The sequence below is a fragment of the Streptomyces sp. NPDC002306 genome (assembly GCF_053593435.1).
In genome coordinates this window covers 21,745-43,268 of sequence record NZ_JBSFCK010000043.1, presented here as the reverse complement: position 1 = coordinate 43,268, position 21,524 = coordinate 21,745, and the positions used below count along the sequence as shown (strand labels likewise).

Sequence of the window (21,524 nt, the reverse complement as noted above, 5' to 3'; positions counted from 1 at the left end):
AAGACCCGATAAGTCCGACGCGCTCGAAGCCACCCCAACCACCCCCGGGACCCACTGCCAACCAGCCTACGCCCACTACAAAAGCAACGGCATTGGCTTTAAGGGACGTGACTACATGGCCGGCTGGATGACCGGCCGCTCCGGCACCCGCGTCCACGTTCGCTTCCAGCCCCACCACCTCGAGCAGATCGAGGTCTTCGACGCCGACAACCGCCATCACCTGGGCACGGCCTACCTCGCCGACCAGGCCACCGACGAGCAGATCGAGCAGGTCTACCAGGCCCGCACCGAACGCGCCCGCCGCCTGCGCCGCGACCTGCGTCGGGCCGAGGCCCTGCGCCGCCGACGCTTCAAGCCGCACACCACCGCGGGCCCGGCCCGCACAGACGCAGCCATGACCCGCCAGCAGGTCGTGAAAGAACTGCGCACCCTGCGCTCCAACCGGCCCGCCGATGACCTGCCCGCCGACTACATGCCCCGCCGGATCACCCCCTCCAGCCGCTGGGCCGTCCCCAGCACCCCCGAACCCACCGAACCCGAGGAACGCACGTGACCACCCCGCTCACTGCCCCCGACCCGCCCTCCCACCGGGCCACCCGGATCATCCGCGGCCAGCAGGTGCGCTGGCGAGGCCGCCCCTACACAGCCACCTGGATGACCGCCCACGCCCAGTGCACCGTCCGTATCCGACCCCGCGGTCCCGACACCGTCGACGTGTACGACGCCGCCACCGGCCAGCCGCTCGGCACCGCTCACGCCCAGCCCACCCACCCCGCACCTGACGACACCCACACCGCCCCGATGACCACGAAGGACACAGACGTGACCGACACCGACACCACGCAGACGACACCCCGCCCCGACCAGGACGAGGTCGTCGGCGAACCCGACTTCTACCTCAACCTCGCCGACGCCCGCATCGTCGCCACCGAAGCCCTCCTCGAAGCCAGTGAGAACATCGCCGATACCATCGAAGCCCGGGCGATGTCCTGCATCTACGGAGACGCCGGCCTCGGCAAAACCTTCTCCGTCCTGGCCGCCCTGAAGGAAGTCTCCGCCGAACGCGTCCTGCTCCTGCAGTTCCGCTCCCGCCCCACCCCCCGCGACATCCGCCAGGAACTGTTCACCGAACTCCGCCTCGAAGGCGAACCCCCCTCCCACCCCAGCGAGTTCGACCGTCTGCTCAAGCGAACCCTCGCCCGCAAGCCCTACGTTCTCGTCTGCGACGAAGCCCAGCAGTTCAGCCGCGAATGCTTCGAGTTCGTCCGCCACCTGTGGGACACCGGCAAGAACAAGAACCGCCCCGCTGTCCTCTTCGTCGGCGGCGAAGAGGCCTACAAAACCCTCTACAGCGAACCCGCCCTCGCCTCCCGCATCTACATCTGGCAGGAATTCGCCCCCATGGAAGCCGACGAGGTCCAGCGCAACATCCCCCTCTTCCACCCCGTCTGGGCCGACGCCTCACCCGAACTCATCGACTACGTCTACGAAGAAGGCGCCGGCGGAACCTTCCGCGTCTGGTCCAAGATCACCTACCACGTCCTCGAAGGCATGAAGCGCCGCGGCCTCGAAAAGGTCGACGAAACCATCGCCCGCTGGGCCATCCGCCGCGCCCTGCCCCACCGCCGCCGCTCCCGCCGCCCCCAGCAGGACGCCGGATGACCAGCCCCGACAGCGCCCCACCACCCCACTACCTGAGCCTGCCCGGCGCCCGCACCGTCACCACCCAAGCCGTGCGGGCCGCCGGCCACGCCCTCGACGACGCACTGCATCAACAGAGCATGATCTGCCTGACCGCCGACCCCGGCGTTGGCAAGACCTTTGCCCTGCACGTCCTATGCGAGCAGCGCCCCACCCTGCCCACGCTACGGCTGCTGCAGCGCCCCCAGGCACGCCCCGACGACCTGCGCCACAACCTCCACCACGCCCTCAACCTGCCCGGCGACGCACCCCACGACGCCGGCATCTGCGACGACTACCTGCGCCACGCCCTGGCACACACACCCCGCCTCCTCGCCGTCGACGAAGCCCACCAGTTGTCCGCCTCCTGCATCGAATACCTGCGCTACCTCCACGACGACCCCGCCCCGCAGGTCACCATCCTGCTGCTTGCCAGCCGACCCCGCCTCAGAGCCCTGCGCTCACAGCCCACCCTGCTCAGCCGCGTCACCACCTGGCACCACATGGAACCCCTCGACGCGGACGAGGTCCTCACCGTTCTGCCCGCCTTCCACCCGCTGTGGCACAACATCCCCAGCCACGTCCTCGCCCGCTTGGACGACATGTGGGCGCACGGCAACATGCGGCGCTGGGCCGCCCTGACCCACCAGCTCCAAGCCCACCAGCGCCGCCACCCCGACCACCCGCCCGAGCCGGCCACCCTCCTGCGCCGCCTGGACCCCCGTCTGGCCCTCACACATGATCTCAACGCATTCCAGTACCGCACCGGACGAGACCTTCCATAAATGGACCCCCGCATGGTCCCCAGACCACACCGATCCCAGCCTGCCGCCCATCACCCTAATCACCGACGCCCACGACCAGCCCGCCTACACCGCCACCGCACTCGCAGCCCACCAGCCCGAGCACGGCCGCATCGCCGTCCACCCCACACCCCTGGCCACCGCACCCGCCTACCTCGCCCACGACCTCATCCGCGCGCTCGGCAAGCACCTTCCAGCCCCCCACATCGACCCGCCCTGGTGGACCAGCAACGCCGACGAGTCCTGGCGTGTAGCAGTGGCTTGGACCCAAGCTCTCAACATCAGCCACTACGTCATCTGCCGCGCCCACCGCATCACCGGCCGCCACCTCGAGCACCTCATGGCCCTGCGTGAACGCACCCGCATCCGTCTCACGCTCGTCGTCAGTGGCCCAGCACCCGCCGCCCTGTCCACCATCCTCAACACTGTCGCCCACCACCAGATCGACAGCATCGAAGACAGCCGCCAGCACCTGAACGCAGACCAAGCCCCCACACCGCGCACTCTCGCCAGTTACGCCTGGTGGCAGGGCGCCCCGTTTCCCGGTCCGCACGACGAGTCCCGGTACGAGCTGCCCCCACGCCCCCGGCGCCCCGCCGGGAAACCCGACGAAGTCACCTCCAGCAGCCGCGGTACTCCCACCCGGCTTTCTTCCACCGACAGTCAGCCGCCCGCCATCGCTCTGCCAACGTTCACGCGCGCCGACACCTCCAGCGCGCACCTCGAAACCGTGGCTCAGCGCATCCACACCCGCGTCGCCCACCCCGTACTACATGCCGCAGCCGTCGCTCTCCGGGCCCTGACCGGCTACGGAACCGACCAACTGGCCCAACTCACCATTCCCACCCCCCACCGCCCACGAGCCGACCTCCCCACTGATCTACCTGACTGGGCTCGCCTACTTCGGGACGCCGCCCGCATTCACACCGACCTGCAGGGATACATTCGCCACGATCTGACGGACCGTTTGTCGGGCGAGGACATGCCGTTCCGGCTGTCCGCCTGGGACAAAAGCGATGTCGCTCACGCCACCGAGACCTGCCACCTTGTCGCGGCCCGCGTTCGCCGTGCACGCCAACGGCCCTGAAAGAGAGGCGCGATGAGTACCCCCCGGTCATCGGCGCTTTACCTCAACAAGCCCCCGTCTGTCTTGCGCGGGAAGCTGGCCAGCCAGGACGGCGACGGAGTCAGAGGCTGGCTCCACAGCTCTGCCGGATCCGCCGGGGGCGGGAATTCACGGGCGGCCGCCTCTCCCGTCCCCGCGGCATCAGTGTCGAGCAGCTCCCTCAGCAGGGCATGTTCACGGCGGCATGCCCTGACCGCCGCCCTGCACAAGGGTGGCCTTGCCGAAGGCGAATAGGTCGTTCGTGGCACGCGCACCTCGCGAAATTAGTGCGCATGTTCTATTTTTGAGAACCTGTGACACCCTGCAGCGACGGATGGTTGGATGCCAATGTCTGGCGGCCTGATCGCTCGTTGAACACGCCACAGGCTGCACACCGGGCCTGCGGGCGGCCGTGACCGCAGGAGGATGGGGAGCCGACGCGTGAGTGACCGCAGTCCGATCGAGTGGACCGAAGCCACGTGGAACCCCACGACCGGCTGCGACCGGGTCTCGGACGGCTGCGACAACTGCTACGCGCTGACGCTGGCGAAGCGGCTCAAGGCCATGGGATCGGCGAAGTACCAGAACGACGGTGACCCCCGCACCTCCGGCCCCGGCTTCGGCCTGACCGTGCACCCGGACGCGCTGCGGGTCCCATTAGGCTGGAAGGCGCCGCGCACAGTGTTTGTGAACTCGATGTCGGATCTCTTCCACGCCCGCGTACCGCTGGACTACGTCCGGCAGGTCTTCGAGGTCATCGAGCAGACTCCTCAACACACCTATCAAGTGCTCACGAAACGAGCACGCCGGCTGCGGCAGGTCGCCGACCGACTACAGTGGCCGGCCAACCTGTGGATGGGTGTTTCCGTAGAGAGCGCCAAGGAACTGCCCCGTGTCGACGACCTGCGGCAGGTCCCGGCCAAGGTGCGGTTCCTATCGTGCGAGCCGTTGCTCGGTCCTCTGGACGGACTGGACCTGGCGGGCATTCACTGGGTTATCGCCGGAGGCGAGTCAGGTCCCCGATTCCGGCCCATGGAACAGGAATGGGTCACAGGAATCCGGGACGCCTGCCTCCAAGCCGATGTGGCCTTCTTCTTCAAACAGTGGGGAGGCCGGACCCCCAAGGCGTCTGGTCGGCACCTTCAGGGGCGGACCTGGGACCAGATGCCTACGCTCGAACCTGCGCCTGCAGGCTGATCCGGCTCTTGGTCGTGAGCTTGCCCGGCGACTGGACGGCAACCACGCCGTCCTGCCGCATCTGCCGAGCCGCCTGCAACGCATGCTTCGGCATCCAGCGGGCGGTCTCCGCCAGCAGCCACTCGCCGATGGCCTCCACCGTTGCGGCCCCGGCATTCAACCGCTGGGCAACCAGTTCGGCCAGCTCGTCGTCGATCAGACCTGCGGCCTGGAACAGGTCGAGCTGCCCGTCCGCCTTGGCGCCTCGGGTGCGTGGGTCGCGGAAGCTTTCGCCATCAAGCTCGTCGACCTTCCACATAGCGTCCTTCATCGCCCTCAGGCCTGCGGTGCTGCCGGTGCCGAAGACGAGATAGAGGGGCTGCCCAGTACGCGGGACGAGTTCGAACTGCAGCTGGTAACCGAAGCCGGCCCGACGTAGCGCATCCCGGAAGGTGCGCAACCACACGCGCCACTTCTCGTCGGGGCCCAGTTCGTCGGCGGCCGGGGTCCAGAAGCCGCGGCCGCCGAAGACCGCGTCGAGGATGTCGGCGTTGAGCTCCTCACGGCGGCTGAACCAGTTGGGCCCGAAAGTGGTGATGACTTCGCTGGAGCGGTTGCCGGCGATGCGGGACATCACGTGCAGCGGCACGTTGACGTTGCCCCAGCTGTCGAAGATCCCCAGGATTGGGTGGCCCCAGGCTCCGAGCTCGTCGAGGAGCGTGAGGCTGTCGTGGCCCGCGTCGCCGCGCCGGACCTCCACCCGGACCGGCAGATCCTTGAGCGGCCCGAAGCGCGAGACGAGTTCCGCCACCAGGTGCTCATGGCGCGCCCGGTCCTTCTCGATGAATATCAAATGCACCCGCCGGGGGCTGAGGTGCATGCGGTCGGCCGCATCATGATGCAACAGGCGGTCCAGGATGAACACTGGCGAGCCCGGCTCGCCGTTCTCGTAGCGGCCCGGCCCGGCGAACGCGTCCAGGAGCGTGACCCGGGGCCGGGAGTAGCCGGTGCTCTGAGAGGTCTGCAGCAGGATCGGCCACCAGGCGTCCAGGTACCGCTGGTACAACCGATGCTTGGCCGCGGTCGCCGGCTCCAGCTTCCACAAGACGCCCATCCGTGCCCCCTGTTCAGGATCGCCACGGTCGGCGGCTGGCACGTGCCAGCCGCACCCCCTGATAACAGATGGTGTGCGCAACAACGTTCAACGTAAAGACCGCGTATCAGCCGCCGAGGAAGCAAGCTTTCCAGCGGAGCAGCAGGTGAGAAGGGGGCGCTGCCGTTGGTGAGTGACCGAGGTGTTCCGGGGCGGGTGAGGCTTGCCTCTGCCCGTCGACGAGCCCGTGCGCCTGGAGGGCATAGCCACCGGTGATCACCAGCGGGTGCGAGGTGCCGATCACGAGGATGTTGGCCAGGAGCTGGCGATGGAGCTTTGTGCTCTTCAGGCAGTGTTTGACATCCGGCGCGCAAGCTCGGGGAACGCGGCCTCCCACACCTCACGGACATGCCTGCTGATCATGGTCCTCATCAAGGGCCACTGCGCGAGCAGAAGATCCCGGTTCAGGAAGCGGATGATGTCCTCGCGCTGCCCTTCGGCCAGCACCGTCCGGTAGAGGCCCATGCACTGCCGGGGCCGGTCGAGGTCGTAGACGCGCAGTCCAGACCAGACGATGTGAAGCGGCAGCTCGAGCACCCCGTGCTCCGGCCCAGCGAGGTCCTTCAGTGTGTCGGGAAGACGCCCCGCGTACCGCTCGTGCAACACGTCCGCGGCGGAGGGCATGGCATCAGAAGATGACTGCTGAACCATGGTGCCCATTAAACCGTGCGCGCCAGGCGAACAGCAGGACGGCCGCGCCCCTACCCGGCTCCCGGTGCGGACTTCGGCCCGACAAGAACGAGTGGGTTCGGCATGGAGAAAGGGGCAGCGGCCGTTGCCGGACGGCGAGTGCCCCTTCAAGCCTCCATCGTACGCACCACGTGATCGTTGCCCTGCGCGTGCCGCGAACCCCTCAGCTGACCGGTAGAAGCGGGGAGACGGCCGGACCGGCTGGCCAATCCTGCTGTGGGCCGACGGCAGGGAGCAGAACGAGCGTGCGGGCGGGATTCGGACGGCCTTTGACGGGCCCTTCAGGATCCCGCTAACGTTGGTCCCAAATCAGATATCAGAGTCGGGATGGAAGGCAGATGTGATGCTGCTGACGACCGGGCAGGCAGCCCAGGAACTCGGCTGCGCGGTCACCACCTTCCGCCGTCTCGTATACGCCGGACTGCTGCCGGGCCTGTCCCGCCGCGGCGTGCGCGTCATGGTCCCGCTCGATGTCGTCCAGACACTCGGCCGACGCCAGCACGCCCCGCTGGACCGCCTGGACACCAAGGAGATCGCCGTCCTGCGGGTCGACGTGGCCAAGCCCGTGCAGGAACCGGACCGGGACTGGATCGGCTTCGCCGCCTCCCTCACCCCCGGCGACCTCCTCGCGGCGCTGCGCGGCTGGTGGCGGTGCGACCCGGCAGGTATCGCCGCCGGGGGAGTGCTGCCCGTCACCCTGTCCGGCTACGTCGTCGCCGTCCTGACCGGCCTGGACCGATGGCAACGCAACCACGAAGGCCGCCACGCCTTCCCCGACGCACGTCTGGCCGGCTACGTCACCGACCTCGCCGCACCCCAAACCACCATCACCGCTCAAACGGACGACGACCGCCACCTCGCCGAACTCCTCCTGGGCACGCGGCTCGCCTCCCACTCCGGCGGCGCGATCGCCTACGTCCCCACCCACACCGCTGACTGAACCGCCCGGACAAGGAAGCCCCGATGGACGCACACAGCTACAACGCCGCTCTCACCGAGCTGCGCACCGTGCGGGACGAGATCAAAAAGGCCCGGGCCGCGCTGACGAAGCTGGAAGCCGACCGCGATCAGCGCATCGCCCAGCTGGCCGCCTACGGCAAGGCCAAGGTGGAGCGCATCGCCCCGGCAGCCGGGCTCAGCGTGGCCGACATCGTCGCCCTGGCTCCGGCTCTGGCCCCCGAGAGCCTCACCGCAGCCGAGACCGCCCCACCCTCACCCGCGCCTGCCGCCCCCGCCGCGGACGGCAGTGCGGCCGAGGCCGCACCCGAGCCTGCCCCGCAGACCGGAGCCGCAGCACCCGCAACGGCAGACAGACAGCCCTCGCCCGCGGTGCCCTCGGCTCAGGCCGGCGGCCCCGCAGACCCCGGTCAGGGCCGGGCCGCAGCCCTGGACACGCCGCGCGAACTACCCTCGATCCCTGAAGGCCCTGCAGGGGACAGCTGGTTCGCGCACACCCCGAAGCTCGTCTCCCAGTCCCCGAACTTCACCCAGCAGGCACGCTCCACCGTCTTCCTGGACACCGACACCGGCGTGCTGGTGTACCGCGACCAGACCCACCGCCTCGACCTGGGCGACGCCTCGGTCGCCACCATCCTGACCGCCGTCTTCCACGTCCTGCCCGAGGGCGTAGAGCGCATCTACATCACCGCCGGTGACCCCTGGCACCGCGATGCCGACCGCTACCCCTACCTGCGCGACGCGGTCGCCGCCTGGCTGAACGCCCCCACGCCAGGCTGGCGCACCGACACCGGACGCGGCCGTGACCGGATGGCCGGACACTTCGTCCACGCCCGCAATCCCGTCGGCCGCTACCAGCGCGAAGGCGGCGAGCAGCACGTGGAGATCCGCTCGGTGGGGGAGTGGTTCGACGTCGACGGCGCCGACCCCGCGACCGTCCGCGACGCCTTCGTCCTGCTGTGGCAGGCCCTGCGCCGCCACTGGAACGACGCCGTCATCATGGGCTCCCCCTCCCAGACCGGCCGCGACCTGTGGACCCGCACCATCCCCACCCGCGGCCAGCACGCCGACGGCTTCCCCGTCCTGTCCGAAGAACTGCGCGGCCTGCTCCACGCCACCGCGGGCCAGGGCCGCAACGAACTCCTCACCCCGCCCCGCGTCCCTGAGCAGCTGCCCCAACTGGTCGAGTACGACCGCACCTTCGCCTACGCCAAACACACCTGGAAGTCCCCGGTCGGCACCCCCCGCCGCATCACCGCCCACACTTTCGCCGCCTGGTCGGAGAAGGAGCAGCAGCGTGCCCTGTACGGAAGCGGCCACTGGCAGGTCCGGGCCACCGTCCCCGACACCTGGAACCACGTCGGCCTCCTGCCCGCACCCGCACCCGGCGACCGTGCCTGGCACTACCCCGCCGCCCCCAACGCCACCTTCACCACCTGGGCCGGCGGCCCCGAAATCCACACCGCCCTCACCAACCCCATCCAGCCCTGGAAGATCGAAATCCTCGACGGCATCCTCTGGGACGACGGCAAACCCCTCGACGACTGGGCCAAGAAACTCAAAGAGACCTGGACCAACCTCGCCGCCCAGGCCCACTTCCAGGGCAACCCCCAACAGGCCCGCGCCGCCCACCTCGCCTCACGCGCCGTACGCTCCATCCTGCTCTACGGCATCGGCGCCTTCGCCCAGCGCCCCCGCATGGTCACCGGCACCACCCCCCGCACCATGGAACGCGACGTCCCTCCGGACGCGGAGATCATCGGCTTCGACGACGAACTGATCACCTGGCAGAAACCCACCGGCTTCAGCCGCGACCCCAACGCCCACCCTGAATGGGCCGCGGCCATCTGGTCCGGCGCCCGCGCCGCCCTGCTCACCCAGCGCCACCGCGACGACAACACCTACGCCGGCGCCCTGCACACCCCGCCCGGCACCGTCGTCGCCTTCCGCACCGACGCCCTCTACCTCACCGCACCCCAACACTGGCCACACCACCACCAGCCCGGCGACTACCTCCTCAAAGGCCACCTCACCCACTCGGTCACAGCCCCCACCACCGAAGAGGGACTCCTCACCCTGCGCGACGCCGGACGCGCCGCCCTCATCCAGCACGGGGGACAAGCCTGATGCCGCCACGCCCCCGCCGCAACGAGCCCACAGCGCAAGGCCAGTTGAACGAGGCCGCTCAACTCGCCGACCAGCTCCAGGCCGCCGGCTACACCAAACGCGACATCGCCCGCATCATCAACCGTGACCCCTCCCTAGTCTCCCAGTTCTACACAAAACACAAAGGCGCAGCCTTCGTCCCCGCCCTCCAGCAGGTCCTGGCCGCCGTCCAGACCGGAGGCATCGCCGACCTGCCCGAACTCGCCGCGATCGCCGCTCGCCACACCCACCGCCGCACCACATCCAGCGGCGCCCGCGCCCGCGTCCGCAGCAAAGCCGTCCTGATCACCCCCACCGGCTCCGGAACCGGCCGTGTCGGCGCCCAGGCCATCGCCTCCGGCTCCTCCCGCCTGCGCCCCCTCATCGCCGAAGCCGCCCGCCGAGGCCTGCGGCTCGCCTTCACTGTCCGCCTTGCCAAAACTGGCTACCTGCACCCCTCCGGCAGCCGCACCGACTCACCCGGCATCCGTCGTGACGTCATCCAACGCGCCGACCACACCGAAGAACGCTCCTACGGCTCCGCGCAGACCGGTGGCCACGACGCAGCCGACTTCGCCCGCCGCGTCGACGCCACGGGTGGAGACGTCACCGCCGCCGTCCACCAATGGCTCGTCGAGACTGGACGCATTCGCGCTGACGCCCACATCCTTCACCTGGAGGTGCGGACCTGGCGTCCGCGCTGATGCTGCTTGCGTGCAGCCCGGTCACCGCTGAGAAGCTAGCGGCCGATGGTGCTCCAGTCGGCGGAGGCAGACGGCACTGTACGGCCCTCGGGTGTTCGTGGAGGCTCCGGCTCCGTTCCGACAGATTGTAGGAGGGAAGCGGTGGACCATCCGCTGGAAGCCATCCCGCTATGCGTTCCGTATCCCCTTCGAGAGCTGCCTGACTCCGACCAATAACTGACGCTTCAACAACCGGGTTCAGCCGTTAAAGTGACACACCCGCGGCCGGCGGTGGCAGGATCGCAGGCGATCACGCGCAGGGACTCTTTGGCTCGCAACAGGTCGACGATTACGATCGACTCGTCGTCCAGCAAGACCGTGCCGGTCTCCCGCTTCTCTGGGACCCAAGCCGGAAAGTGGAGCCGAACCAGGGCGTTAAGCCAGCAGCCGCATGGATCGATCGCCAGGAGCATGCCACGCATGGGTATCGCTGCACCTCACGCACTGCTCTCAGTTAGAGCTGCCCCAGATTGAGGCTTGCGTCGTTATCTTTTCGTGACCTAATGTTGGTGGCGCCTTCGGTGTGCCCAGAAGTAGTTATATGAGGGGTCTCGCCGCATCTCACCTGCGGCGAGACCCTTTGACACCTATGCCGCCACGAGTAGTGCGGGTAGCGCCGCCCCGAGGAAGACCAGCAAGGCCGCGTACTGGCGCTCGCTGAGGTACTCAGCGGTCGCAAGCACTACGAGGACGATGACGATGACCGCCCCGTACTTCCTTGGCCAGCGCATGCGGGGATTCTGAGGTTTTTCGAGTCGGTACATGCTGAATCATCAGCCTCCAAACGCGGAGCACGGCAGTGGACTTGATGCAGCAGGTCGGCCGACCGCTTCACTATTTTCTCGCGAGGTTCGCCGTTTCTGAAATGGTGGACGTGAGTCGAGTCGGTTATAGGACGAACGGCGTGTCCTCGGCACTACAACTACACCATCTGTCCAGCGGCGCCGGCCAAACCGATGGAATAGCCCTCCCGGGTGTCCATCAGCGACGGAAGCTGATGGAACAGGCCGTAACCGGCAGTTGACACTAGGGCGCCCGCTGTTCCTTGTGTCACTCAGGCATCTTCGGTAACTGGCTGTGGGGGTGTTCTACTTGCTCCCCCATTACTGATTCGGATCATCAGAGGGTCAGAGCACTACATGTCGAGGGCAAGTCTCGAAATGTCATCGCCCGCTAAATTGGGCGCAGCGCCGCCGCTGTGAGCAAGATTGCAGCCAAGAGGACTCACGTTCAGAGAGGGCGCCCGAGTTGTCGCGGCCACCGAGGCACGACGAGCCGATGCTGCCGCACGGCGCGAGCTACTCGCCGACGAGTCCCTCGACGGCGCCTGCGCCAGGATGAGCGCGTCGGTGGGCCGCGATTCCGCGATCGGGCCGGCCAACGTCTGTTCATCCTCGAACAAGGCGCTGCCGCACAGGCGGAGGGGATCTTGCACAGCCTCGCAGCCGCCTTGGCCGAGCGAGCAGGCCGCGACCCCCAAGCTCCGATATCGGTCACCCTCGACCTGGAGTCATGGCCCCGCCGCCGCTGGAGCGGGCGGCTCCCGGCCTCCAGAAGAGCCGTTCTCGGAAACCTCGGCCGCGACCGGGGTGGATCATCGGCAGGTCGGTGAGCGTCGCCCCGACCCTCGTCCGGGTCGAGAAGGGCGTCGACGAGAGCACGCAGGAACCGGAGCCACACACGGCCCAGCGCGCCGTACCGTTGTGCAAAGCCAGCTGAGACGGTGTACGAGTGAGGCAACAGCCAGGGTCTGCCCCACCGGGCACAGCGCTAGCCCTGAGCTCATGCAGCCGAATCCTGTCTGGCCCGCCTCGGGGCCGAGATGTTAATCAAGGTCATCCCAACTCCACGGTGAAGCAGGACTGCCGTCAGGTTCACGCCCGAACCGGAACTGCTCAGAGGGATACGAGCCGTGCTTGGCGGCCGGGGGAGCGAAAGGCACAGAAGGCTGAGGCTGCGCAGACCACGGCCGACGGCGTTCCTCCGGTCGGGATACAGGACTCACCGTTGGAAGCTGCGCTGCCCCCGCACTGTGCGCGTAGCGGGTTGCCAGGACGGAGGCTTGTTCTTCGGCGCCCGTGGTGTGTAGGGCGTTGAGGAGGTCGGCGGCTGCGGCCGGGTTGTCCAGGCTGACGTGTGCGGCGGGGTTGCGGGCCAGGAGCTGTGCCGTCTGGTCGTGCGCGCCTGTCTGGTGCAGGCTGTCCAGCAGGTTCGCGACACCCTCCGGATCATCCAGGGGAGCGAAGGCGGCAATGCGGGTTGCCAGGACGGAGGCTTGTTCTTCGGCGCCCGTGGTGTGTAGGGCGTTGAGGAGGTCGGCGGCTGCGGCCGGGTTGTCCAGGCTGACGTGTGCGGCGGGGTTGCGGGCCAGGAGCTGTGCCGTCTGGTCGTGCGCGCCTGTCTGGTGCAGGCTGTCCAGCAGGTTCGCGACACCCTCCGGATCATCCAGCGACGCATGAGCAGTCCCCCATTGAGCAGCACGCTTGTCGCTGGGATCAAGTGTGGTGATCAGACGGATGAGCTGGGCGGACGCGTATGAGCTGCCAGCAGCTGAGCCCTTGCGGTAGAGCTGTGCGGCGTCGCGGTGCAGACCGAGACTCCACGCGGCGTCCGCCAGCCTTGCCAGATCGGTGTTGTGGGCGTGGGCGGCTGCCGCGGTCCAGAAATCGATAGGGGGCACCAGGTCCGCACGCTCTTCACGGCCCAGGTACTCCAGGTAGTCGGCCAGCTGGAACATCGGGCCCGCGTTCTGACGCAGAGTTTGCACCGATGAGCGGTCATTGCCTACCGGCATTTGCGCAGTCCGCGGATGGGGCCGTACGGGCATCAGCATGCCGGGCAGCCCGTTGCAGGGTTGCGTCGCGTAAGCCAACGACTGTGGGAGCCAATCGGCAGTGAGGGCGTCCCATTCGAAGTCGGTGAGGTAACCAGGGGCGCAGTCGGCCAGCCAGGACAGAGGCAGCCGAGGATCGGCGCCCAACCGGATGGCGTCCATCGCCGCGCTAACGAGGGCTCTGGCGGCGGGCGGCGCGTCCGCGTAGCGGTTCAGCAGAACGGGAACTCCTGCCAGGTACTGGGTGACCCTGCCATCCTGTGCGCGGTTGGCAGCATCCCGCAGCCTCTCGTCCAGTTCGACGCTGGCGGCCAACCGCTCCCGGTCGGCTGGGGCGAAGCCGTCGGGGACGCTGACTCTTGGCTGCTCCGTCAGCAAGGCCCGGGCCTGCGCATGCCTGTCAGGATCACGGCGAGTGGTCAGCTCTTCCCAGTGCTCCGGCCACAGCGTTGCCAGCACCAGAACGGGGGCACGCCGCGGAGTGTTCAACACCGTGCGCAGTGCTGCAGCCAGTCGTTCACCCCCCTCACCGTCACCCAGGTAGTGATGCGCCTCGTTGAGCCACACGACTGTTCTGGGCTCAATTGAGTCGATTTCGGCGAGGGCTGCTTCCTGCCGGGTGGGGTCGATGGGATGCCAGATTTTCCATCCATCCGGCAGTATCCGGGTCGCTTCCCACGAGGCCCTGGTCTTGCCGCTGCTGGCAGAACCGACCAGGGTGACCATGCTGCTGCGCCCTGCTGCGGCGCGGGCCGCAATGCGATTCAGTTCGATGTCGAAATCCCGCATGACATACGGCGGCAGTGTTTCGGCGTACTTGGTACGCGCACCCGGCCACGAGGCCGGGTGGACTTCCAGGGCGAGAGGATCTGCCTCCTCGACGGGCAGACCCGGCGAGGGGGGTGCCAAGCGTGCTGCCACCCATAGGTCGCCCACCCGTGCCTCTGTTGCGACAGGGTCCCAAGCGGCGCGCCGGGCCAGCGTCACTGCCACGGCGAGAGCATCCGCCTGCAGGCGCGGCAGCTCCGGTGCACTCAGCACACGGTGAATAGTGTCCCTGGACGGAGCCCCTGCCAGAGTGTCATCGTTGGCGATGTCCCCGGCGATGTCCGATAGCGTCGGGGCTCCGGCTGCCAGATACACCTGGTACAAGAGGTCCTTCAGCTCCCGCAGCGGGCCCGGCGCTACCGACGGCGCGGAAATCTGGCGCCGGGAGCCGGCCACGAGCCGCTTGTGACCCGTGCTGACAGCGTGATGCGGGATCGTGAAAGGCAGTGACCCTGCAGGGAGGAGACCTGGAGGATCCGGAGGGCCATCGCTGCGGCGGCCTCCTTCGCCACCCGTTGCGCGCCGCCAGGCGCCGGTCCACGCATCAGTCGAATAATGCGCATATGCCCCCTCGTCCGCGTCGGCTGCGCACACGGCGACATAGCCGAGCAGAAGATCGCATGACGGCAGACGCGCTCCGCGCAGGACATCATTCAGAGTGCTGCGCACCAACGACGCCTCACTGCCTACCCGGGCCGCCGAGCGCCGGCAAAGATCTCGCAGCGAAGGGTAACCGCAGCCCATCCAGAGGTAGTGCATGGTCTCGATGAGTTGCGCCAGTTGGTCGATCCCGTCAGGGGCCGTCCACCGGGGGATCCTCCCGCCCGGATGCGGGAAGGCAGCCCGCCAGAGGCGGTTGAGCTCACGCATGTGATGCTCATCGGCGGCGCAAGCCTGCACGTAAGCCACTGCGACGTCCCACCGAGGAACGGACCGGCCCTGATCGGCCCGGGCCAGAGTGGGTGCTGAGAAGCTGCATTGCTCCGCCATATCCTCGTAGGGGGGCGAACCGGCGAGTTCGCGCAGCAACCGGAGACGTTGCGCGAACTCGACGACTGGCCCGTCCCCGCTGAGGGGCGACTTGGGACGGCCCACGGTGTGCCTGCCAGCCCCTAGAGGTTGCGTCGCCGTCGGCTGGCTTTAACGAGGCGTCGCACTACATCGACACCTACCAGCCCACTCAGCGTCAGGACCGTGAAAATAGCCTCAATGCTCATTCCCAGCACGGTCATCGCCACTGCAAGAACCATGACGGTAATCACGAGAACGACCACGGCGGTGGGCACCTCTGCCGCCGTACGGTCACGATCTTCGTCTGTCTGTTCGCTCATGTTGCTCCCACTCAACACCCACAACATTTAGAGGAGTTGCAGCTCCCCGGGCCGGTAAAGCCCTCTTGCAGCGTAGCGGCTACCTCCCATCTCCACCCTCGCGGACAAAAGGGGCAAAAGGGAATAAGTGCTGGTAGTCCCGCTTGGTGGCGGTGAAAAATCAGAGTGTCCGATCATTGGCAGGCGAGCAGCCCGTTTTCTCGAATCTGCGCGGACAATCTGACAGAACATGCCACCGGAAAGCGTTAGGTCGCCGTGAGCTGTATTATTTCAAACTGTCCACGGCATGCATCGCATCTCGGAGACTCCACGCCAGCCCGGCGAGCATCTAAGCAGCGACCGACTCGCCCGCGGCCGCTCCTACTCAACACCCTGGGCCTAGCCGACCTGTTGCAGCAGACCGGCGCGCGCCGAATAACACGTCACCGTGTTTCGGCATCATCAAAAGCGCTCGCCCTCGCCGGGTGAGCGCTTTTGCATCAACGCCACCATAAACACGGACTACTGGCGCCGCGCATGACCGCTGCCCCAACTGTCGGTAGCCGTCCCTGGCTGGACCTGCGCAACCTCGAAATACACTACGGTCCGGAAGCAGGGTAATGGCGTGACGACTGCCCTGGCCCGCCCCGATGGCGCTCAAGTGGTGCCCTGCGGAGGAGCTTTGCGCCACCAAGGCAAAGCCGGTGCGGTACAGATCTCACTAGAGAGATCAGCCGAGGGCTGCGGCAAATGCATCGAAGTGGGCCACCACATAGGCGTGTTCCCGCTCGGACCAGCGGATGCGCTTCGCGATCTCGGACGCTCCTGCGAGGGATGCCCCTGGTTGCACGAGGCGCTTCTGTCACCACCGGGCGTTGCGGGCCTGCCGCTCGAGCAGGGCGTTGGGCAGCCGGGATCGGCCGACGCCGTCGACCCCGTAAGCATCTGCCAAGACCCGCACCTGTGCTGCCTGGTCGACGCAGGGCGGCGCACCAGGCCTGGAGGAGATGCACCAAGTCCATGCCATGTAGCCAAGGTCCTCGAGCGGGTGGCCGGGAGCTGCCATGTCGAAGTCGATGAACGCGGCCGGCACACCACCGGAGAAGACTGTGTTGTTCGGGCCGGGATCGTGATGACAGACCACCGGATACCGACCGGCGAGACGACTGCCGAAGGTCGCCTCGTGCAGCGCTCGCAGCAGTCGTCCGGCAGCGTCGACCTGGTCGTCGCTCCACCGCTGGAAGCGTGTGGGCACCCAACCGGGGAGGTAGCCGAGGACATCACGCCCGGCATCGTCGGAGCCCAGATAGCGTGGCGCGCCGGTGAACCCCTGATCGCGGAGGTGACGCAGGAGCTCCGCAACGAAGGGTGAAGAGGGGGAAGCCGGTCGTCTGACCGCGTTGCCGATTCTGACGACACCTGGGGTGAGGCGGCCGCCAGCCAACACAGTTTCCTTTTCCGCAACCCCATCGTGCACGGTCCCACCCGGTATGTCACCCGGTCAGTCTGGGACGTGTTCATGCCGGGTCCGTGAGATTGTGCAGGTCATCGCGGACGAGACTGTCGCGTTCGGCCGCACTGAGCCAGCGGGCCTGTGAGCCGCGGTGGTCCTTTTCTACCCACAGCACGTCGTGCACCGTCTCGGCGACCGGCCGCAGGTGGCTGATGACGGCCAGCAGCGTATCGGTGCCGACATGCGTGCGCAGGACCTGCAGGGCGCTGTCGAGGGAAGCAGCGTCCAGGGTGCCGAAGCCCTCGTCGAGGAAGAGGCTCTCCATGCGGGTACCGCTGCGCCCGTGCATCTCTACCAGGGCGAGGGAGAGAGCGAGAGAAGCTTGGAAGGTTTCCCCGCCGGAGAGGGTGCGTGAGCTTCGCCGGGTGTGGCTGGAAAGGCTGACGATGTCGAAGTCCTCGGCGAATCCCAGTCGTCCTCCGGAGAGCTGCTGCAGCAGTTCGCTGCCGTGCGCGAGGAGAGCGCGGGTGCGCAGGTCGGTGAGATGACCGAGGAATTTTCCGTCCGTCATATGGGTGCTCACCCCCTGCCACGTGGCCAGTTGGCGTTCACCTGCGATGAGCGCGGCCGCCAGCTGCTCCTTGTAGGGAATCTGGGACAGGGCCTTCTCCGCGTCCTTCAGCGCGTGCGCCGCTTCACTGCCCAGCATGCCGGCCTGAGTGCTCAGACCGTCCAGGAAAGTGGAGTCCAGCGGATCCGTCTCATCGCTCACCCGCGGCATCGTGGTGCCGGGGTAGGCGGCAGACACCTCGCAGGCATGAACGGAAAGCTGCGCGGTCAGCTCCGCCCTGGCCGCGTTCGCCCTGGTCTCGTGTTCTTCCAGGGCCGTCAGGAGCAGGGTGGTGGAGGCTTCCAGGGACGCGGCGTACTCCTTCGCAGCAGCAGGATCGTCCACCGTGGCAGGCGAAGGCAGCACAGGGCGTTCGGACTCCTCGACCAGCGCTGCTGCACTGCAAGCGCTGTCCGCCCAGCGCTGCAGCCGTGCATCGAGGCCATGCAGAGGACCGGTGATCTCGCGGTGTCGCCGTTCGGCCAGTGCGTTCCGCTCGGCCTGGAGCGACTGCACGCGCTTACGCAGCTGCTCCTGCCGCTCGGACAGTTCCTGCTGACGTCCCTGCTCCGTCCGCACAGCCTCGGCCGCGGCTTCCAGATCACCGGCTGTGGGGAGCTGCGGAGACGCTGGCAGCGCGGCCCGCACGGGCTCGGGGACCGCCGACAGGCTCGACAGCAGGCTGCGCTGCTCCGCCTGCAGATTCTCGCCCCTCTCGACCGCCTGCTCGCGCGCTTTGCGCGAGGACTGAGTGGCCGTTTCCAGCAAGGCACGCTCCGCGCCCAGCTCTGCCTCGGCGCGCACCAGCTCGTTCTTGCCGGCAGTGGCTGCCTCCTGCAGATGAACGACGCGACCACGGGCGCCCTCCAGCAGGCCAGCTGTCAGGCCCTCCCGCTCGGCGGCCGTCGGCGGCGCAGCGTCGGCCATGCGTGCAAGGGCAGAGGCGACCGTGCTCTCCAGCTCCTTGGCGTACACCGCAGGTTGGCGGTGGGCAGTACGCGAGGCGAGTTCCAGTGCCTGTTCGCGCACCGGGGGCAAGGACGACTCCAGCCGGGCGGCCGCCTCTTCGACCTGCTGCTCATGTTCTGCCAGGGCCCGCTGAAGCATTTCAATCCCGTGCGCGTGCCGGGTGTGTTCCTGCTCTGCGCTGTTCAGCACAGCGGAGGCCTTCTCCACCGCGGTCTGGGCCTGCGCGAGGGCGTCGGCATCCTGCGGCTGCGGTGGCTGGTAGTCCTCGGGTAGCGGCCGGTCACAGACGGTACAGTCCTCTCCTGCGCCCAGACCGGCACCCGCCGAGTGGGCTGCCTCCCGCCGTCGGATGTCCTCCAGTGCCTCCTGCGCGACGGTCACGGCAGCCCGTGCCGCTTCCAGGTCACTGCCAGGAGGCGTCTGGACCAGCAGGCTGAGCTTGTTGCCGGTGGCCGCGTGGTCGGCACGCTGCTGCGCCAGTCCGCCGGCCGCTTCACCGGCGTGCCGGATGGCGGCGGTCAGTTTCTGCAGCACCTCGGAGGCAGCGGCCGCTTCCTCGCTGGCGTCCTGCGCCTTCCCGCGCAGCTCGGCGATGCGCTCCTCCGCGTCCTGCAGCCCGCTGGCACGCTCAGCCAGGGCTTCTTCCTCGCTTGCGAGCTCGGCCAAGGCCTGCCTGTGTGCTGCTTGCCCCTCGGTGAGGGTGCTGAGTCTGCCGGGCGTGTCCTTGAGGACCTGGGCTGCTGCTGCCAGCGCGTCCAAGGTCAGGCCCGCCGTGTCAGAGGCCTCCTTCTCGGCGGTGAAGGCCCGAAGACCGTCCTGGGCATCGGTCTCGGCCGTGGCGTTGTCGTCCTGCAGCTGCTGCAGTTCGTCCTGTGCCTGCTGCATGGCGGCGATGATGCGGCCGTAGTCGCTCACGCGCCGCTGGGCCAGTTCGGCCGCGGCGTTCGCACTGAGGCGGGCATGCTGCACTGCCTGTGCAGTTCCGGTCTGCAGCGAGCGCAGTGTGGCCAGCCGGGCGGTGAGGTTTGCGGCACCGAGGGCGGCTCGCTCGTGCCGTTCCCGGGCTTCCTGGGCCTGGGCGTGGGGGTCGGCGAGCAGTCGGGCATCTTCTTGTCGTGCCTGGTGGATGAGGTCCTTGATACGGCCGATGGCCTCGTCGGCGAGCTGGCGTACCCGCTGCAGTTCATCGACGCCGAAGAGCGACTTCAGGATGCGGGCGCGCTCGGCATCGCGCGCGTTGAGGAGGTCACCGAAGCGTCCCTGTGGCACGAGGACGGATGATTTGAAGGTGATGTAGTCGATTCCCAGGAGCGTGCGGACGGCCGCATCGACGGCGCGTGCGCCGTCGGTGTGCTTGTTGTCCGGATCCGTCAGCCGTGCCTGGGTACCGCGTGTGGCGTGGAAGACACGGTGCACCTGCCATTCCCTGCCGTCCACGCTGAACACGAGGTTGATGGTCATCGTCTGGCAGTCGTCGGAGCGCAGCTGGGACGCCTGGTCGGTGAAGGAGCACCTGCCGTACAGAGCGACGGTGATGGCCTCCAGGATGCTGGTCTTGCCCGCGCCGGTGTCGCCGAGGATGCCGACGAGGCTCTTGCCGGTGAAGTCGATCTCACAGGTGCCGGGGTAGCTGCGGACTCCCGAGAAGGTCAGGCGGAGGATCTTCATGAGGCGGTCTCCGTTCCGTCGGATGCGGCGCTGGTCCAGGGGGCGGCGATAGCGTCGGCGAGCAGGTGTTCGGCGGGGGAGCGGGGCAGCACGGTGTCCGGCGTATTCAGCAGGTCGGCGAAGGCGGCCACGACCTCGTCGGCGCTCTGGCCGGGGGTCCCGGCATCGGCGAGGTAGGCGCTGAACGCAGCGGTGACGTCGAGCTGGCCGTCGTCGGCAGCGTCGGCGCCGGTCAGGACGGTGGCCCGGGTGGCCGCGCACTCTTCCTCGACCTCCACCAGGATGGCGTCCGGCACGAGTTCGGAAACCCGCTCGCCGAGCCGGGGGACGGGCTCGTCGCTGTGGACGACAGCCTTGAGGTAGACGCCGCGGTATTGGGTGGCGGAGGCAGCGAGTTGCTCAAGGGTGCCGTCGAAGCGTGCCAGGCGCCGTCCGGAGTGCAGCGTGTGCGGGGTGACGAGCGTGCGCCTGCCAGGTGCTGCGTCGACGACGGTGACGCTCTTGGTCTCCTCGCTCTCGCCGAAGTCCATCTGCAGGGGGCTGCCGGCGTAGCGGGCAGGCAGCCGGCCGCTGCCGACGGGCTGGGGTTTGTGGATATGCCCCAGGGCGCAGTAGGCGACCTGGGGAAGGGCGTCCGCAGCGGTGGCGTAGGGCTCGCGTGCCTCCCACATCCGCTCGCTGTAGGAGGGCACGGAACTGGCCACGTACTGGTGGGCGGTGAACAGCAGTACATCGCGGCCGGGGTCGTAGCCGTCGAGCAGGCGGGCGAGCAACCCGTCCTGCAGTTCGCGCAGACCGGCCGCGTAGGCGCCCTCGGTGGTTCCGAAGCCGGGGAACAGGTGCAGGTAGCGGTTGGGATGCACGTACGGCAGGGCGGCCAGGCGGATGCGTTCGCGGCCGTCGCGGCTGTTGAAGTCGAGGACCGTGCCCGGATCTGCGTCGCCGCGGCCGTGCACGAATTGCAGACGGTTCCGATCGGCGTCCGGCCGCAGAGCGGTGGACATGTAGTTGAGCAGGTTGAACAGTTCGGGGGAGTCGTGGTTTCCGCCCAGAACCACGGTGGGTGCGATGCGTGCAAGGCCGTTGAGGCAGTGCATCGCGCGATGAACGTCCTTGTGGGCGGGCCGGTAGGTGTCGAACAGGTCGCCGCTGTGCACGATCAGATCCGGCTGGGCCGTGTCCGCTATGGCGGTGATCTCAGCCAGGACAGCGTCGAATTCCTCGTCCCGGGAGCGACGCTGCAGCAGCGTGCGGCCCAGATGCCAGTCGGATGTGTGCAGGGCTTTCATGAACGGTTCTCCTCAGTGCGGCAGAACTGCCGGCGCCTACTGCAGCAAAGGCAGTTGACGAAGTGCCAGAGACTCTACAACAACAATCACAGGAGAAGTCTGGAAAACCTTG

Annotated in this window: 16 protein-coding genes and 1 pseudogene; 8 read left to right on the top strand and 9 right to left on the bottom strand. The window is 67.9% G+C overall.

Going from position 1 to position 21,524, the window contains the following annotated elements; translation table 11 throughout:
- The 5 genes from ACWCQK_RS36735 to ACWCQK_RS36715 all read left to right on the top strand — a co-directional run.
- On the top strand, window positions 1–553 hold a 553-nt coding region (locus ACWCQK_RS36735), incomplete at its 5' end, for a Mu transposase C-terminal domain-containing protein (protein ID WP_451162713.1).
- Window positions 550–1,662, top strand: coding sequence for an AAA family ATPase (locus ACWCQK_RS36730; protein ID WP_451162711.1), 1,113 nt, complete (start codon window positions 550–552; stop codon window positions 1,660–1,662). The genes ACWCQK_RS36735 and ACWCQK_RS36730, both read left to right, overlap by 4 nt.
- Window positions 1,659–2,465, top strand: coding sequence for an AAA family ATPase (locus ACWCQK_RS36725; protein ID WP_451162709.1), 807 nt, complete (start codon window positions 1,659–1,661; stop codon window positions 2,463–2,465). Before ACWCQK_RS36730 ends, ACWCQK_RS36725 begins: the two co-directional genes overlap by 4 nt.
- Entirely contained in the window at window positions 2,419–3,570 is a 1,152-nt protein-coding gene (locus ACWCQK_RS36720) for a hypothetical protein (protein ID WP_451162707.1), read from the top strand. The genes ACWCQK_RS36725 and ACWCQK_RS36720 overlap by 47 nt, the downstream gene beginning before the upstream one ends.
- 459 nt (window positions 3,571–4,029) lie before the next feature.
- Window positions 4,030–4,785, top strand: coding sequence for a DUF5131 family protein (locus ACWCQK_RS36715; RefSeq protein ID WP_451162705.1), 756 nt, complete (start codon window positions 4,030–4,032; stop codon window positions 4,783–4,785).
- Here ACWCQK_RS36715 and ACWCQK_RS36710 read toward each other — a convergent pair.
- The 3 genes and pseudogenes from ACWCQK_RS36710 to ACWCQK_RS36700 form a co-directional block, all read right to left on the bottom strand.
- Window positions 4,757–5,920, bottom strand: coding sequence for a three-Cys-motif partner protein TcmP (locus tag ACWCQK_RS36710; RefSeq protein ID WP_451162703.1), 1,164 nt, complete (start codon window positions 5,918–5,920; stop codon window positions 4,757–4,759). The two genes, ACWCQK_RS36715 and ACWCQK_RS36710, sit on opposite strands and share 29 nt — an antisense overlap.
- 172 nt (window positions 5,921–6,092) lie before the next feature.
- Window positions 6,093–6,206, bottom strand: a pseudogene (locus ACWCQK_RS36705) (nucleotidyl transferase AbiEii/AbiGii toxin family protein); the annotation flags it as partial.
- A complete protein-coding gene (locus tag ACWCQK_RS36700) occupies window positions 6,203–6,568 on the bottom strand; it encodes a hypothetical protein (protein ID WP_451162701.1) in 366 nt (121 codons plus the stop codon). The pseudogene ACWCQK_RS36705 and the gene ACWCQK_RS36700, both read right to left, overlap by 4 nt.
- A gap of 382 nt (window positions 6,569–6,950) precedes the next feature.
- Between ACWCQK_RS36700 and ACWCQK_RS36695 the strand changes: the two genes are divergently transcribed.
- The 3 genes from ACWCQK_RS36695 to ACWCQK_RS36685 are packed head-to-tail and all read left to right on the top strand — an operon-like array spanning window position 6,951 to window position 10,413.
- Window positions 6,951–7,547, top strand: coding sequence for a DNA-binding protein (locus ACWCQK_RS36695; RefSeq protein WP_451162699.1), 597 nt, complete (start codon window positions 6,951–6,953; stop codon window positions 7,545–7,547).
- A 23-nt stretch (window positions 7,548–7,570) separates the two neighbouring features.
- Complete coding sequence (locus ACWCQK_RS36690) at window positions 7,571–9,691, top strand: hypothetical protein (protein WP_451162697.1); 2,121 nt, start codon at window positions 7,571–7,573, stop codon at window positions 9,689–9,691.
- Window positions 9,691–10,413, top strand: a complete 723-nt coding sequence (locus ACWCQK_RS36685) for a helix-turn-helix domain containing protein (protein WP_451162695.1) — start codon at window positions 9,691–9,693, stop codon at window positions 10,411–10,413. Before ACWCQK_RS36690 ends, ACWCQK_RS36685 begins: the two co-directional genes overlap by 1 nt.
- Before the next feature lie 626 nt (window positions 10,414–11,039).
- On the opposite strand, the gene ACWCQK_RS36680 is transcribed toward ACWCQK_RS36685, so the two are convergent.
- From ACWCQK_RS36680 to ACWCQK_RS36655, 6 genes are all read right to left on the bottom strand, one after another.
- Window positions 11,040–11,216 carry a hypothetical protein gene (locus ACWCQK_RS36680; RefSeq protein ID WP_451162693.1) on the bottom strand — a complete coding sequence of 59 codons (177 nt, stop codon included), beginning with the start codon at window positions 11,214–11,216 and terminating at the stop codon, window positions 11,040–11,042.
- Between the two features lie 1,061 nt (window positions 11,217–12,277).
- Window positions 12,278–15,208, bottom strand: a complete 2,931-nt coding sequence (locus tag ACWCQK_RS36675; protein WP_451162691.1) for a helix-turn-helix domain-containing protein — start codon at window positions 15,206–15,208, stop codon at window positions 12,278–12,280.
- Between the two features lie 17 nt (window positions 15,209–15,225).
- A complete protein-coding gene (locus ACWCQK_RS36670) occupies window positions 15,226–15,444 on the bottom strand; it encodes a hypothetical protein (RefSeq protein ID WP_451162689.1) in 219 nt (72 codons plus the stop codon).
- A gap of 841 nt (window positions 15,445–16,285) precedes the next feature.
- Entirely contained in the window at window positions 16,286–16,900 is a 615-nt protein-coding gene (locus ACWCQK_RS36665; protein WP_451162687.1) for an aminoglycoside phosphotransferase family protein, read from the bottom strand.
- A gap of 40 nt (window positions 16,901–16,940) precedes the next feature.
- Window positions 16,941–20,123, bottom strand: a complete 3,183-nt coding sequence (locus ACWCQK_RS36660; protein WP_451162685.1) for an AAA family ATPase — start codon at window positions 20,121–20,123, stop codon at window positions 16,941–16,943.
- Entirely contained in the window at window positions 20,120–21,412 is a 1,293-nt protein-coding gene (locus ACWCQK_RS36655; RefSeq protein ID WP_451162683.1) for a metallophosphoesterase family protein, read from the bottom strand. The genes ACWCQK_RS36660 and ACWCQK_RS36655 overlap by 4 nt, the downstream gene beginning before the upstream one ends.
- Window positions 21,413–21,524: the final 112 nt, after the last annotated feature.